Origin of the sequence: Blastococcus sp. CT_GayMR16 (assembly GCF_004570875.1) — a bacterium.
In the GTDB taxonomy this organism is placed as follows: domain Bacteria; phylum Actinomycetota; class Actinomycetes; order Mycobacteriales; family Geodermatophilaceae; genus Blastococcus_B.
In genome coordinates this window covers 119,061-133,289 of record NZ_SPQK01000013.1, presented here as the reverse complement: position 1 = coordinate 133,289, position 14,229 = coordinate 119,061, and the positions used below count along the sequence as shown (strand labels likewise).

Sequence of the window (14,229 nt, the reverse complement as noted above, 5' to 3'; positions counted from 1 at the left end):
CGCTCGGCGGGCACGGACCCCGGACGGCGCGGCCGCCCGGGCGACGCCGCCCGCGGTGCAGGCCGGGCGACCGGTGGACGGCGAGGCAGGCCCTCCCGCCCCCGCTGACGGACTTCCGGCACCGACAGTCCGTATCGCCGTCAGCGGATCGGCACCGACCGGAGCGCCTCCGCGCGGATCGTGCCGTCGTACCCGCCCCGCGGCGCAGCGAGGCCGAACACCGCGCCCACCGTCGGGGCGACGTCCACGGTGCGGGCCGGGGCGCCTGACACGGCGCCCCGGCGCAATGCCGGGTGCCCGCCGGAGATCAGGAAGGGGATCGGCTCGGTCACCGGATGGCCGTGGTTGCCTGGGATCGGATTGGACAGCGGTGTCGGATCGGTGAACCGCCATCCCGCGCGGCAGTAGGCGACCAGGTCGCCGGCCTCCGGCCCGAGCCGCAGTTGTGCCGGGACGTTCACGCTCAGGACGCCGGGATGCGCCGCGACCAGCCGCCGGACCTCCGCCAGCCCGGCCGGTCGCCTGGCCGCGGAGCCGGTCCAGTACAGAAGGTCGGCCCCGCCGTTCTGGCCGATCTGCACCGATGACCGCAGGTCCGGCCGCGCGGCCAGGATGCCGGCCACGCTGATCAGGTTGGTCGGCACCGACCAGTCCATCGAATGGTCGGCCAGGACCAGCAACGCGCTGCGCTCCCACTTCCCGGTGGCCCGGAGGCGGTCGACGAACCGCCCCACCTGCAGGTCGGTCGAGGCGAGGGCCGCCGTCCGGGCCGCCCGCAGCGTCGTGCCGGACAGGTCGGAGTGCCCGACCCGGTCGACGTCGCCGAGGTTCGTGAAGACGAAGTCCGGGTCGGGGCCGTCGACCATGGCCAGCAACGCATCCATGGTCGCGGCGTCCGGCGCGTGCCCGGTCACCGGGAGCAGCGGGAACGGCTCCCAGCGATAGGTGGCGCGCGTGCCGAAGATGCCGAACAGATACTTCTTGGACAGCACGCTGCCCGTCGTCCGCCCGGTGGCGTTCAGCCGCTCCAGCAGCGTGGGAAAACGCAGGTCGGTGGGCCGATCCAGGTCACGCACGACGGCCTCGGCACGGTCGTAGATCGAGTTGGCCGGGACGCCGGACCGGTCCGGCCGCACCCCGGTCATCATCATCACGTGGTTCGGGATGGTCTCCATCACGGGCAGCGACCGGGCCCCGCCGTACCAGGTGCCGCCGGCCTTCAGCGCATGCAGCCGCGGGGTCAGCACCGGGGTGATCTCCTCGGGCCGGCAGCCGTCGACGACCAGCACGTACACCCGCACCCGGTTGTGCGCCTGCGCGGGCCGGGTCCCCACCGCCGTCGACAGGACGACCGCCGCGCCGCTCGCCGTCGCCAGCTGCAGGAAGCGCCGGCGGTCCATGGTGCCGGCGCTCATGCCAGCCGCCGCGGTGCCGGCTGGACCTTGCGGGTGCCGGCCGGCACCCGCCACGACGTCGACCAGACCGCAGCCGAGCGCGGATCGGTCCGGTCGATGAGCGTGAACCAGTCCATCTGCACACCGGCCGGAGTCACCTCCAGCACCGAGAAGCCGTGCGAGTCGAAGTCCAGGTACTTCACGTGCGGGTTGTTGGCCTTGATCGCCGTCTCGACGGCGAGCGATGCCGTCCGCGGCGGGGTGTTGAGGATGTCGTCGAGGTTGTCGCTGGTCACCGACGTGCACACCAGTTCGACGCCCAGGCTGTCCCCGGTGACCGGATAGGTCGCTGGATCAGCGGGGAGGTCCGCGGCCCAGGCCGAGTGGATATCGCCGGTCAGGAAGACCGCGTCCCGGATCCCCCTGTCGCGCAGCACGCCCAGCACCCGGGCCCGCTGGGCGGGATAGCCGTCCCACTGGTCCACGTTGTAGGGCACTCCGGCAACCGGCGGCACCTCGGCGTCCACGAGCGTGCCGATGCCCTCGACCGCCCGGGCGTCCAGCGTGCTGGGCAGGCGCACGGGGGCGATCATCACCGGGTTGCCGACCAGCTTCCACTGGACCGTCGCATCGGCCAGCCCCTCCAGCAGAAAGCGCTCCTGGTCGGGCCCGGTGATCGTGCGCGCGGGATCGTTGATCGCGGGGTCCACCGGTGAGCTCACCTGCTCGTCGCGGTAGCTGCGCAGGTCCAGCATCGACAGGCTGGCCAGCCGACCGCAGCGGAAGCGCCGGTAGAGCGTGCCGCCCGGCGTGTACCGCACGGGCATCCACTCGGCGTACGCCTGCTGGCTGGCGGCCTTCCGTGCGCTCCAGGTGCCCTCCGCACCGGGGGTGTGGTTCTCGGCCCCGTTCTTCCAAGCGTCGTTGGCCGACTCGTGGTCGTCCCAGGTGACCACCCAGGGCGCCAGCGCGTGCAGGGCCTGAAGGTCGGGGTCGGTCTTGTACTGCGCGTGCCGCCTCCGGTAGTCGGACAGGGTGACCATCTCCCGCGGCGGATCGTGCGGCCGGACGACGACGTCCCGCGCCTGGTACTCCCCCGGCGCGTACTCGTAGAGGTAGTCGCCCAGGTGGAGCACCACATCGATGTCACGGCGGGCCGCGAGATGCCGGTAGGCGCTGAACCAACCGGCCTGCAGGTTGGCGCACGAGACGACCGCCATCCGCAGCCGCGGCACGGCCGCACCGTCGGCCGGTGCCGTGCGGGTGCGCGCCACCGGTGACGCAACGCCCTGGCAGCGGAAGCGGTACCAGTAGGACGTCGCGGGGGTCAGCCCCCGGACGTCCACCTTCACCGTGTGATCGCCGGCCGGTCCGGCGTTGACGGTCCCGCTGCGCGCGATCCGGCGGAACGACGGATCCGCCGACATCTCCCAGCTGACGGGGACCACCGCCCCGCGGCCCGAGCCCGGCGTGGCCGTGGGCTGCGGTGTCACCCGCGTCCACAGGATCACGGAGTCGGGCAGGGGGTCACCGGACGCGACGCCGTGGACGAACAGGCGTGCGGTCGGGGTGGCACCCGCCGGTCCGGCTACGGCGACTGCGGCGGCGCCGACCAGCGCGGTGCCGGTGGTCGCCGCACCGATCTGCAGCAGGGAACGGCGACTCAGAGGTTCGATCACGGACTGACCTATTGACCGAGAACGCCCGAAGATGCGCTCCCCGGCCGACGTTCACCGAGCGTTCAGCCGCCGGTCGCCGTCCCGCACAGGATTCGTGCTGCCGTCGCGCCGAAGCCATTCGCCCGTAACGGTCACCCCCGACGCTGACGTCGTGACCGTCGCTCTGCAGTCCCTTCCCCAGGTCTCCACCGCGATCCGGCGTCGCCGCCGGCTACAGCTGGCCCGCACCGTGGTCGGCCACTCCGTCCGTACCCGGCTCCTGCCCGCGGGCGAGCGCCGCCGCCAGCGCCTGGAGGTGTGCGGCGCCGCCGACACGCTCACGGCGCTCGGCGTCCGCGTCCAGGTGATCCCGTCGCCGATCCCGTGGCCGCGCTCTGGCCGGTTCGTGATCAGCGACCACGTCGGCCGCCTCGGCGACCTCGCGGTCGCGACGGCGTTCCGGGGGACGACCCGCGACGGATCGGTGATCTGCCCCGTCTCCGTGCGCTACCGGGTCCAGGGACGGGCGGGCTACCTGCCCGCGCACGCGGTGCCCCGGCGCACCGCGGCCATCGCCGCGATGCACGGCCTCGTCGTCGAGGTGCTCTGCCTGCCCGCGGTGCGCGACCCCCTTCCTGCCTGAGCAGAATCCCGCACGTCCGACCTCCCCACGGCGCCCGGCCCGCTGGCATCCTGCCCGCGACGACCGGGGCCCACGGAGGAGGAACCGATGGCAGAGGCGAGCTGGCTGGCCGACCCGACCGGAGCGCACGAGCTGCGCTACTGGAACGGCAGCAGCTGGACCGAGCACGTGTCGGACCAGGGGACGACGGGCCAGGACCCGTTGACCACCGAGCTGCCGCCACCGGGCGCCGCCTTCCAGCCGCCGCCGGCGCCCCCGCCGGGCGCAACCGCAGCCCCGGCCCCCGCCGCCGGCGGGAAGGTCAGCTGGAAGGACCGCCTCAAGCAGGTGGCCGACCAGGGCAAGGCGATCGCCGACCAGGGCAAGCAGAAGCTCGCCGAGCAGAACGCCAAGCGCACCGAGCAGTGGGCTCACGACCCGAACACGCTGTGGTTCGGGGAGAGCAAGAACGCCGCCACGAGCGCCGCCGGGGTGTCCAAGGCGCGCTACCGGATCACCAAGGACAGGGTCTGGATCGAGAGCGGCCTGCTGGGCATCCGCACCGAGAGCGTGCCGCTGTGGTCGATCAAGGACATGGACGTCCGCCAGGCGGTGTGGCAGCGCGGCAACGACGTCGGCGACGTCGTCCTGAACCTCGAGGACCCCACCTACGGTGCGACCCAGGACATGTTCAACGTGAGCGGCACGATCGAAGGGACGACGAGCGGCCAGGTCGTGCTCGACAACATCGAAGGGCCCTACGCCGTCCTCGACATCCTGTCGCCGCTGATCAGCGAGGCGCGGACCAAGAAGACCATCGAGCGGCAGTCGTCGTACGTGCACAACATGACACCGGGTGCCCCGTACGGCGCACCGATGGCGCCGCCGGTACCAGCCGCTCCCCCGCCGCCGGCCGGGCCGCAGCCCGACCTGGCCGACCAGCTGCGCAAGCTGGCGGACCTGCGCGACGCGGGGATCCTGACGGACGAGGAGTTCGCCGCCCAGAAGGCCAAGCTCCTGGGCGGCTGACCCGCCTCAGAGCTCGGGCTTGAGCTGCACCTTCACGACGCCGTCGGCCTTCTCCTGGAACTTTTTGTACATCTCCGGCGCCTCCGACAGGGGCACGCGGTGGGTGGCGAACGTGTCGCAGCCCAGCGGGTCGTCGTCGGTGAGCAGCGGCATGATGTCGGGGATCCAGCGCTTGATGTTGCACTGGCCCATGCGGAGCTGGATCTGCTTGTCGAACAGGGTCAGCATCGGGATCGGGTCGGCCATACCGCCGTACACACCGGACAGCGAGATGGTGCCGCCCCGCCGGACGATGTCGATCGCGGAGTACAGCGCGTTGAGCCGGTCGACGCCGGCCTTCTCCATGATCGGCGCCGCGATCACCTTGGGCAGCAGTCCGGCGGCCTTCTGGATGAAGGTCGTGGCCGGCGACCCGTGCGCCTCCATGCCGACGGCGTCGAGCACCGAGTCGGGGCCGCGGCCGCCGGTCATGTCGCGGATCGCGTCGCCCAGGTCGTCCTCGTGCTCGCTGAGGTCGACGACCTCGACGCCACGCGCCCGGGCCCGCTCGAGCCGCTCGGGCACCAGGTCGACGCCGATCACGCGGAAGCCCTTGTGCTTGGCGATCCGGCAGGCGAAGTCACCGATCGGGCCCAGTCCCAGGACGACGAGCGTCCCGCCCTCGGGCACGTTGGCGTACTCCACGCCCTGCCAGGCGGTGGGAAGGATGTCCGAGAGGTAGGCGAACCGGTCGTCCGGCGGGCCCTCCGGCAACTTGATGTGGGTGAACTGCGCCTGGGGCACCCGCAGGTACTCGGCCTGCCCGCCGGCGACCTCGCCGTAGAGCTTCGAGAAGCCGAACAGCGCCGCTCCCATGCCCTGGTCGCGCACCTGCGTGGTCTCGCACTGCGTGTAGAGCTGCTGGTCGCACATCCAGCAGTGGCCGCAGGAGATCTGGAACGGGATCGCGACGCGGTCGCCGACCTTGAGGTCGCCGGCTGCCGAGCCGACCTCGACGACCTGACCCATGTTCTCGTGCCCCAGGATGTTGCCGACGCCCATGAACGGGGCCAGCGGCTCGTAGAGGTGCAGGTCCGAGCCGCAGATGTTGGTCGTCGTGACGCGGATGACCGCGTCGGTGGGCTCCTGCACGAAGGGGTCCGGGACCTCCTCGACGCGAACGTCGCGCTGCCCGTGCCAGGTCACTGCCTTCATGGATGTGCCGCCTTCACCTCGAATGATGTGCAGGCGACGTGCCCGGCGGACGGCGGAAGGAAACGGTTTGTTCCGCCCGGCCGTACGACGCGGCGCTGTGCGTCGCTCCGGCCGACCTCGACATCGGCGCGGTGGCCGGTCCGGGTGTCAGCGCAGGGCGGTCACCAGCGACGTCCCCGTCGCACCGAACGGCTCGACGACGAAGCCCAGATTCCACAGGATGTCGCCGACGGCGACGTTCATCGACTGCGCGACGGTGTCGGTGGCCGCAACGCCCCGCACGTCGCGCAGGCTCATCCGGTCGTGGGCGCGCCAGCTGACCACGACACCCTCGGACGTGAACTCCGGGAGCAGGCACACCCCGCCGGCCGACGCTCCCTGGGCTGCGTCGTACAGCGGCAGGCCGGCCTCGAGCAACGCGGCGGCGACCTCCACCACGAGCGTGGTCAGGGGGTCGGTGTCGGACAGGACGTCGTCCCAGTCGCGGGGCAGTCGATCCAACTGCTCGCCGAGCTCTCCGAGGAACGTCCGCTCCTCCGGCGAGGTCCGCGACGTCACGCCGCCGTCGGAGCGCCGGTCGCCGTGGACGGACACCGCCGGCAGACCGCCGGCCAGCGCTGCCCAGTCGGCGTCGACGCGGTCGGCGAACGGGCCGGCGAGCACCTGCGCCGAGTCGTCGACGAGCCACCAACCCGGTCCGCCGGTGGCCGCCGCCGACGCCGGGAGGACGGCGACGTCGACCGCCTGTGGCTGAGCCTGGGCGCGCGTGCCGCGGCTGGACCGGCGACCGGAACGACTGCCGGCGGGGTGGCTGCCGTGGGCGTTCGCGCCCTCGCGACCCCGCTCGCGTGCACCGTTGTGCTCGAACTCGTACTGCGCCGTGGAGCTGGTACCGAGAGCGACCACCAGGCACGTCAGTACGACGAAGCCCAGCACCGCCATCGCCGGCCACGCCAGCGTTGCGCCCATGGTCACGCAGGGACTCCTCAGCACCGTCGCCGCGGCTGGAATACCGTGGACGATGCGAAAGGTATGGCGCGACGGGGGCGCACCGACCGGTCCGGACACGCCCCCCGGAGCCCCGTCACCGGATCGTTGCGACGGCCGTGTCCGACGGTCGGTGACCCGCCCCTGCGTGGGGCACCTTGTCGACATGCGGCGCATCTACCTGCGCAAACACGCTGATACGACGGCCGGTCATTCCATCGGCGACTTCTGCCGCGGCGTGTCGGGCACGTCCGTGGCTGGCGAGCGGAGGGCGTGGGATTCGAACCCACGATGGGTGTTACCCCATAGCGGTTTTCAAGACCGCCGCCATCGGCCACTAGGCGAGCCCTCCTGGCGCGGTCGAGGCTAGTGCCCCGCCACGCAGGCGTCGCCGACGGCCCGGATCGTCAACGCGCACGGCTGGGGGCTGACGCCGTCCCCGCTCGCACACTCGAGCCGGATGTCGAAGGAGAAGCGGGACCAGGGGCCGTCCAGCACGCGCTCCGGGTCCCGGCCGGGCAGGACGCGGCGCGCCCGGAGTCGAGTCAGTTCGTCGGCCAGGTGCCGGCGAGCGGCGCCGGCACCGAACACGCCACGGACCGCTGCCGGGTCGAAGACGACGTTCCGGTCGCTCACCGGACGTGTGTACCGGTGGGGACGTCCTCGCGGGCGGCCTGCTCGGCGTCGTAGGAGTACAGCCACGCGTTGTGCGTGAGTGGGTCGTCGGAGGCGAAGGCGGCGTCGCGTGCCCGCTGCTCGGGGCCGTCGGGCAGGTGGTGGTGCCCGCGGCGGCCACGGCTCGCCAGCTGCACGCGAGCGGTCCGCGGAGCACGCACGGCCTCGTAGCGGGCCAGCGCCTCCGGAACCGGCACGGCCGCGTCGGAGAGGCAGACGGCGAGCGCCGCGGCGTCCTCGATGGCCTGCCCCGCGCCTTGGGCGAAGAACGGGAACATCGGGTGTGCGGCGTCGCCGAGCAGGGTCAGCCGCTCCGACGTCCAGGAGTCGATGGGATCCCGGTCGAGAAGGGCCCACCGTCCGGCGTCGGTGGCACCGGCCACGAGCGCCTCGAGCCGCGGGTCCCAGCCGGCGAACTCGGCGGCGAGGTCCGCCACCTGCCCGCGCGACTCCCACGATTCGACGTCGAAGTCCCCGGCGGGCGTGAAAGCGACCAGGTTGATCAGCCGGCCGCCCGAGACCGGGTAGTGGACGAGATGTCGCTGCGGCCCCAGCCACAGGGTCTGCACAGGACGGCGGGCCAGCTCCGGGGCTGCCTCGGCAGGCACGAGGGACCGCCAGGCGCAGATGCCGGAGTACCGCGGCGGCTCGGGTCGCGTGACCAGGCCCCGGAGCTCCGAGTGGATCCCGTCCGCAGCGACCACGACATCGGCGGTCACGCACGTGCCGTCCGACAGCCGCAGCGCGATGCCGTCGTCGTCCTGCTCGACGCCGGTCGCCCGCACGCCGAGGCGCAGGTCGTCCGCAGGCACGGCAGAGCGCAGCAGGGCGAGCAGGTCCGCGCGGTGCACCACCCACGTGTCCTCGCCGTACAGGCGGGTCGAGTCGTCGAGGCGCTGCCCGAACAGCACCTCGCCGTTCTCCCAGCGCCGGAACTCCCACCCCACCTCGAGACGCACGGCGGTGTCGGCCAGTCCTTCGTGCAGGCCCAGCCGCCGGAGCAGGCGCACGGTGTTGGGCGCGACGACCAATCCGGCGCCGATCTCCCGCAGCTCCGGGGCCTGCTCGTACACCGACACCTCGAGGCCGGCCCGTCGCAGGAACGCGGCGGCGGCCAGCCCGCCGATGCCTCCGCCGGCGATGGCCACGCGACGGACGGAGCCGGAACCGTGTGACGCCACGCAGCGATCGTCCGGGACCGGGTGACGGCGTCGAGACCAGTTCTCACCTCGCGAGAAGACGGGCGCGAACGGCGCAGTCGGCGATCGAGACTGCCGAGCATGGACGGCACCCAGGACATCCAGCCCCGACAGATCGAGGCGGGTGGCTTCTCGACCCGCTACTGGGAGGCCGGCGATCCCGCCGCCCCGCCCGTGGTCCTCCTGCACGACGGAGCCTGGGGCGCCGACGGGTACATCACCTGGGCCGACGTCATGGCCGACCTCGCCGCCGACCACCACGTCCTGGCTCCCGACCTGCTGGGCTTCGGCGGCACCGACAAGGTCGTGTTCCTCGACCGGCCGCCCTACCCGTTCCGGATCAGGCACGTGGGCGACTTCTGCCGCGCGGTCGGCGTCGACGGCCCCGCGCACTTCGTGGGGACGTCGTTCGGCGGCTCCATGGTGCTGCGGGCGGCCGACGGCACCGACTGGGACATGGCGTCGGTGACCAGCATCGGCGGGACCGGTGGCCCGTGGCGGCTGGAGCTCGGCAAGCAGATCCTCACCGAGCTCGAGCCGGGTCGCGCCTACATCGAGCGGGTTACCGAGCTGCTGACCAACGACCTCACCGGCTTCGAGGACAACGTCGACCGCCGCCTGGCCAACAGCCTGCTGCCCGGCCACTACGGCGCCATGGTGTCGTTGCGGCTGCAGCACCCCGAGGCTCCGCCGGTGACCCGCGTGGACCCATACCCGGCCACGCTGGCCCAGGCGCGCTGCCCGGTCACGGTCGTCGAGATGAGCGACGACCGCCTGATGGAGGCCGGCTGGACCGCGCACGTGAAGGCCGCGGCGCCGCAGGTCGAGGTCGTGCACATGACCGGCCCGCACTGCCCGAACCTGACGGCGCCGGCCGAGACCGCCGACCTGCTGCGCACCATCTTCGAGCGCGCCGCCTGAGCCCCGACGCACCGGAGCCCCGGCCCCCCCTCAAGGGGACCGGGGCTCCGGTGCGTTCGGGCCGTGCGTCAGTCGCTCTGCGCGGCGATCAACTCGTCGACGTCGACCTCGTCCTCGATGAAGCCGTACTTGCGCATCAGCTCCTCGACCTGGCTGATGTCGGCGAGGTTGCTCTCCACCGCGAAGTTGATCGGGTTGAGCTGGGCCGCGACCTCCGGGGTGAGAGCCGTGTAGGTGGGCACGATCGTGGCGACCAGCGAGGGGTCCTCGTCCACCATCTGCATGGCGGCGTCCATCGCCCGCGTGAAGGCGGCAACGGTGTTCGGGTTCTCCTGGGCGAACGGGGTGCTCGTAGCCCAGCCCGCGACCGGCAGGTCCTCCGTGGAACCGGAGAACACGTCCAGCACCTCGACGAGGCCCTTGCTGGCCGCGATGGTCACGAACGGCTCGGCCAGCCACGCCGCGTCCACGTTGCCCGCGTCGAGTGCGGCCAGCATGTCCGGCGGGGGCAGCTCCACGAAGTCGACGCTGTCCGGATCGACGTCGTTCTCCTCCAGGGCGGTCCGCGTCGTCAGCTCCATGATGTTGCCGAGACCGTTGATGGCCACCTTCTTGCCCTCGAGGTCCGCCGGCTCGGTGATCCCGCTGGCGGGAAGCGAGAAGAGAGCCTGCGGGCCGGGGCGGTCGTTCTCCCGCACCACCTTCAGCGGCAGGCCCTCCGAGGCGGCCTGCACGACCGAGACGTAGTTCGTGTAGGCGAAGTTGAGGTCACCGGAGACGAGCCCGGCGACCAGACCGGCGCCGCCACCGGTGCCCACCTGGGGAGTGACCGTCAGGCCCTCCTCCTCGAAGAGGCCCTGGTCGACCGCGACGTAGAGCGCGGCCACCTCGGCGAACGCCTGCACCCCGACGGTGAGCTCGGCGGTCTCGGGAGCGCCGTCGCCGCCGCCGGACGGGGCCGACGCCTCGTCGTCGGAACCGCCGCCGCAGGCCGCGACGGACAGGGTGCACAGAGCGGCGGCCATCGCCATTGCGGCCTTCGCCCGGAGAGTTCGCTTCACGGGTTCCTCTTCCTTGTCATGGGTGGGTCTCAGGTCGTGCGGGGTGGGCGGTGCGGGTCAGCGGAGGACGAAGCCCTCGTAGTCCTTCGCCGCGACGTCGTCGGCCTTCTGGCGGTAGGTACCGACACCGCCGACGTAGGGCATGAAGACCCGGGGCTTCCCGGGGGTGTTCGCGCCGAAGAACCAGGAGTTGGGCGAGCGGGGGTAGAGCGTCCGTTCGGCGACCTCGTTGACGTGCTCGATCCACTGCTGCTCGGCTTCGGGGGTCGCCTCGACCCGCTGGAGACCGCGCAGGGTCACCTGCTCGAGCAGCGCCGCGATCCACTCGACGTGCTGCTCGATGCTGTTGACCATGTTGCTGAACACCGACGGGCTGCCGGGTCCGGCGACGATGAACAGGTTCGGGAAGCCGGCCGGCGCGACGCCCAGGTAGCTGCGCGGCCCGTGGGCCCACTTCTCGCGGAGGAACTCCCCACCGGCGCCCTGGATGTCGATCTTCAGCATCGACCCGGTCATCGCGTCGAAGCCGGTGGCGAACACGATGACGTCGACGTCGTACTCCGCCTCGGTCGTCGCCAGGCCGGTGGGGGTGATCCGCTCGATGGGCGCCGTCCGGACGTCGACCAGGGTGACGTTCTCCCGGTTGAAGGTCTCGTAGTAGCCGGTGCCCGAGCACAGCCGCTTGGTGCCGAAGTAGAAGCCCCGCGGACTCAGCTTCTCGGCGACCTCGGGGTCCTGCACGGTCTCGCGGATCTTGCCGCGGACGAACTCGGCGCACTCCTCGTTGGCGACCGGGTCGACGAGGATGTCGGAGAACGCCCGCATCATGTAGAGCCCACCCAGCTGCCAGCGCAGCTCGAACTCCGCCCGGCGCTCCTCGGCGGAGACCTCCTTGGCCTTCTTGGGGTTGGAGAGCTGGTTGTGGCCGAAACCGGACTCCCGCGCGAACGCACGGCGCTGCGGGTACTCGGCCTTCCACTCCCGCTCGACCTCGTCGATCATGTCGTGGTTCTGGGCGGGCATGCAGAAGTTCGGCGTCCGCTGGAAGACGGTCAGGTGCGCGGCCTGCTCGGCGACGATCGGGATGAGCTGGGTGCCCGACGAACCCGTGCCGATGACTGCCACGCGCTTGCCGCTGACGTCGACGCCCTCGTTCGGCCAGTCACCGGTGTGGAACCACTCGCCCTGGAAGGTGTCCAGCCCGTCGATCTGAGGCACCTGAGCCACCGAGAGGACACCGGTCGCGAGTACGCAGAACCGGGCCGACACCGCGTCGCCGTCGTCGGTGCGGACCAGCCATCGTGCGGCGTCCTCGTCCCACGTCGCGCTGGTCACCCGGCTGTCGGTGCGGATGTCCCGGCGCAGGTCGTGGCGCTCGGCGACGTGGTTGATGTAGCGCAACAGCTCCGGCTGGGAGGCGTAGCGCTCGGTCCAGTGCCACTCCTGCTGGAGGTCGTCGTCGAACGAGTAGGAGTAGTCCAGGCTCTCGATGTCGCAGCGCGCGCCGGGGTAGCGGTTGTGGAACCAGGTCCCCCCGATGTCGCTGCCGGCCTCGAACACCTGCACCGTGAAGCCGAGCTTGCGGAGCCGGTACAGCGCGTAGACGCCCGCGAAGCCCGCCCCGACGACGACCGCGTCGATGCTTCGTGCGTCGCCGTCCTCGCGCCCGAGCAGGTGCGTCTGCACGTGCTGTCCATCGGTCATCCGTCGTCCTCCCACCGCATGCGCGTCCTCAGCACGATCTGCTGGGTCGGGTGCGACTGTGCGGTCGCGACGTGACGCGGACCACGTCTGTTCTCACCTCGTGAGAAAAGACCCGTGCCACATGTCAGGGAAGGCGCGACGATGGGCGGCGTGGACGACGGAACTGCGCGGGAGAACCTGCTGGCGCGGGCCGTGCGGATCCTCGAGGCGTTCGACGCGGACCATCCCAGCCTGCCGGTCGCCGCCGTCGCGCGGCGGGCCGACATCCCGGTGCCCACGACCTACCGGCTGGTCGCGGAGCTGGTCGACCTCGGCCTGCTGGAGCGCGGCAGCGACCGGCGGGTGCGCGTCGGCGTCCGGATGTGGGAGCTCGCGTCCCGCTCCTCGGAGACGGTCTCCCTCCGCGACGCGGCCATCCCGTTCATGGACGACCTGCACGCCGCGGTCAGGCAGCACACGCAGCTCGCCGTCCTGGAGGGCGACGAGGTGCTCTACCTGGAGCGGAAGTCCGCCCGGGGTGCCGAGGTCGTCAACATCACCCGCACCGCCAGCCGGCTACCGGCCTTCGCCTGCTCCTCGGGGCTGGTCCTGCTGGCCGCCGCACCGGTCGACGTGCAGGAGCGGGTCCTCGCCTCGCCGCTGGAGAAGCTGACGCCCTACACGGTCACCGACCCCGCCGAGCTGCGCCGGCAGCTGGCGGAGACCCGTTACCGCGGCTTCGCGGCCGTACGCGGCTGGGTGCACGTGCAAGCCAGCGGGGTCGCGGTGCCCATCCACGGGCCGGGCGACCAGGTCGTCGCAGCGCTGTCGGTGATCATCCCGAACGAGGAGGGGCGGGTGGCTCCCGTCGTCCCGGCGCTGATGGCCACCGCCCGCGGCATCGGCCGCGCGCTCGGCGCGACGGCCGGCCCGACGGCCTGACCGAGTCAGGGCAGGTCGGGGGCGGCTCCGTAGCCGGACGCGCCGCCGTCGACTGCCGTGGCACCGGCCCCGACCGGCTCGGCCGCGTCGGCCTTGGGCCGGTGGATCTGGGAGTAGACCTGCGCCCGGAGCTCGGCGAACCGCGGTGAGGAGCGCGTGTTGAGCTGGTCGCGCTCGTCGGGCAGGTCGATCGCGAGGTCCTGGCGGACGACGGTCGGCGACGAGCTGAGGATCAGCACCCGCTGCCCGAGGTAGACGGCCTCGTCGATGTCGTGCGTGACGAACAGCGTCGTGACCTGGAAGCGGTGCCAGATGTCGCGGATGAGGTCCTCGAGGTCGGCTCGGGTCTGCGCGTCGACGGCGGCGAACGGCTCGTCCATCAGCAGCACCTGCGGCTCGTAGGCCACCGCACGGGCGATCGCCACGCGCTGCTGCATGCCACCGGAGAGCTGCCACGGGTAGGCGGTGTGCGCCTCGGCGAGGCCGACGGCCGACAACGACTCGTCGACGAGCTCCTTGCGCCGCGCGTTCGGCAGCTTCTTCTGCTTCAGGGGCAGCTCGACGTTCTCCCGGACGGTCATCCAGGGGAACAGGCTGCGGCCGTACTCCTGGAAGACCACGGCCATGCCCGGCGGCGGGCCGTCGACCTTCTTGCCCTCGATGAGGACCTCACCGGCGGTCGGATCCAGCAGCCCCGACATGATCTTCAGCAGCGTCGTCTTGCCGGACCCGGACGGGCCCACGATGCAGACCATCTCGCCCTGGTCGACCGTGAAGGTCAGGTCGCGGACGGCCTCGACCGTGCGCCCCTTCCCCTCGTACACCTTCTTGATGCCGCGGACGTCGAGCATGAGGTGGAACCCT

General features: G+C 71.9%; 13 protein-coding genes and 1 tRNA gene. 4 read left to right on the top strand and 10 right to left on the bottom strand.

Annotation, left to right across the window (positions count from 1 at the left end):
• Positions 1-140: 140 nt before the first annotated feature.
• Positions 141-1,415 (bottom strand): alkaline phosphatase family protein, encoded by a 1,275-nt coding sequence (locus E4P38_RS14945; RefSeq protein ID WP_135132637.1) that lies wholly within the window; start codon positions 1,413-1,415, stop codon positions 141-143.
• Positions 1,412-3,073, bottom strand: a complete 1,662-nt coding sequence (locus E4P38_RS14940) for an alkaline phosphatase D family protein (RefSeq protein ID WP_209309118.1) — start codon at positions 3,071-3,073, stop codon at positions 1,412-1,414. The genes E4P38_RS14945 and E4P38_RS14940 overlap by 4 nt, the downstream gene beginning before the upstream one ends.
• Positions 3,074-3,224: 151 nt before the next feature.
• On the opposite strand from E4P38_RS14940, the gene E4P38_RS14935 reads away from it, so the two are divergent.
• The gene (locus tag E4P38_RS14935; protein WP_135132635.1) at positions 3,225-3,695 is read left to right on the top strand and encodes a hypothetical protein; all 471 of its coding nucleotides are present in this window, start codon (positions 3,225-3,227) and stop codon (positions 3,693-3,695) included.
• An 87-nt stretch (positions 3,696-3,782) separates the two neighbouring features.
• On the top strand, positions 3,783-4,703 hold the full coding sequence (locus E4P38_RS14930) for a PH domain-containing protein (protein WP_135132633.1): 921 nt from the start codon (positions 3,783-3,785) through the stop codon (positions 4,701-4,703).
• A 6-nt stretch (positions 4,704-4,709) separates the two neighbouring features.
• Here the strand turns inward: E4P38_RS14930 and E4P38_RS14925 are convergent, their stop codons facing one another.
• From E4P38_RS14925 to E4P38_RS14905, 5 genes are all read right to left on the bottom strand, one after another.
• Complete coding sequence (locus E4P38_RS14925; RefSeq protein ID WP_135132631.1) at positions 4,710-5,897, bottom strand: zinc-dependent alcohol dehydrogenase; 1,188 nt, start codon at positions 5,895-5,897, stop codon at positions 4,710-4,712.
• 147 nt (positions 5,898-6,044) lie between these two features.
• A complete protein-coding gene (locus E4P38_RS14920) occupies positions 6,045-6,866 on the bottom strand; it encodes a hypothetical protein (RefSeq protein ID WP_135132658.1) in 822 nt (273 codons plus the stop codon).
• A 283-nt stretch (positions 6,867-7,149) separates the two neighbouring features.
• Positions 7,150-7,236, bottom strand: a tRNA-Ser gene (locus E4P38_RS14915).
• 14 nt (positions 7,237-7,250) lie between these two features.
• Entirely contained in the window at positions 7,251-7,520 is a 270-nt protein-coding gene (locus E4P38_RS14910; protein WP_135132629.1) for a hypothetical protein, read from the bottom strand.
• Positions 7,517-8,740: an FAD-dependent monooxygenase gene (locus tag E4P38_RS14905; protein WP_135132627.1), complete on the bottom strand. Its 1,224-nt coding sequence runs from the start codon at positions 8,738-8,740 to the stop codon at positions 7,517-7,519. The genes E4P38_RS14910 and E4P38_RS14905 overlap by 4 nt, the downstream gene beginning before the upstream one ends.
• 99 nt (positions 8,741-8,839) lie before the next feature.
• On the opposite strand from E4P38_RS14905, the gene E4P38_RS14900 reads away from it, so the two are divergent.
• Complete coding sequence (locus E4P38_RS14900) at positions 8,840-9,679, top strand: alpha/beta fold hydrolase (RefSeq protein ID WP_135132625.1); 840 nt, start codon at positions 8,840-8,842, stop codon at positions 9,677-9,679.
• A 68-nt stretch (positions 9,680-9,747) separates the two neighbouring features.
• Here E4P38_RS14900 and E4P38_RS14895 read toward each other — a convergent pair whose 3' ends face one another.
• Together E4P38_RS14895 and E4P38_RS14890 are read right to left on the bottom strand one after the other, a co-directional pair.
• On the bottom strand, positions 9,748-10,740 hold the full coding sequence (locus tag E4P38_RS14895) for an ABC transporter substrate-binding protein (RefSeq protein ID WP_135132624.1): 993 nt from the start codon (positions 10,738-10,740) through the stop codon (positions 9,748-9,750).
• A 57-nt stretch (positions 10,741-10,797) separates the two neighbouring features.
• A complete protein-coding gene (locus tag E4P38_RS14890) occupies positions 10,798-12,444 on the bottom strand; it encodes an NAD(P)/FAD-dependent oxidoreductase (RefSeq protein ID WP_135132622.1) in 1,647 nt (548 codons plus the stop codon).
• A 150-nt stretch (positions 12,445-12,594) separates the two neighbouring features.
• Between E4P38_RS14890 and E4P38_RS14885 the strand changes: the two genes are divergently transcribed.
• On the top strand, positions 12,595-13,365 hold the full coding sequence (locus tag E4P38_RS14885) for an IclR family transcriptional regulator (RefSeq protein WP_245161046.1): 771 nt from the start codon (positions 12,595-12,597) through the stop codon (positions 13,363-13,365).
• 5 nt (positions 13,366-13,370) lie between these two features.
• On the opposite strand, the gene E4P38_RS14880 is transcribed toward E4P38_RS14885, so the two are convergent.
• Positions 13,371-14,216 carry an ABC transporter ATP-binding protein gene (locus tag E4P38_RS14880; protein ID WP_135132618.1) on the bottom strand — a complete coding sequence of 282 codons (846 nt, stop codon included), beginning with the start codon at positions 14,214-14,216 and terminating at the stop codon, positions 13,371-13,373.
• Positions 14,217-14,229: the final 13 nt, after the last annotated feature.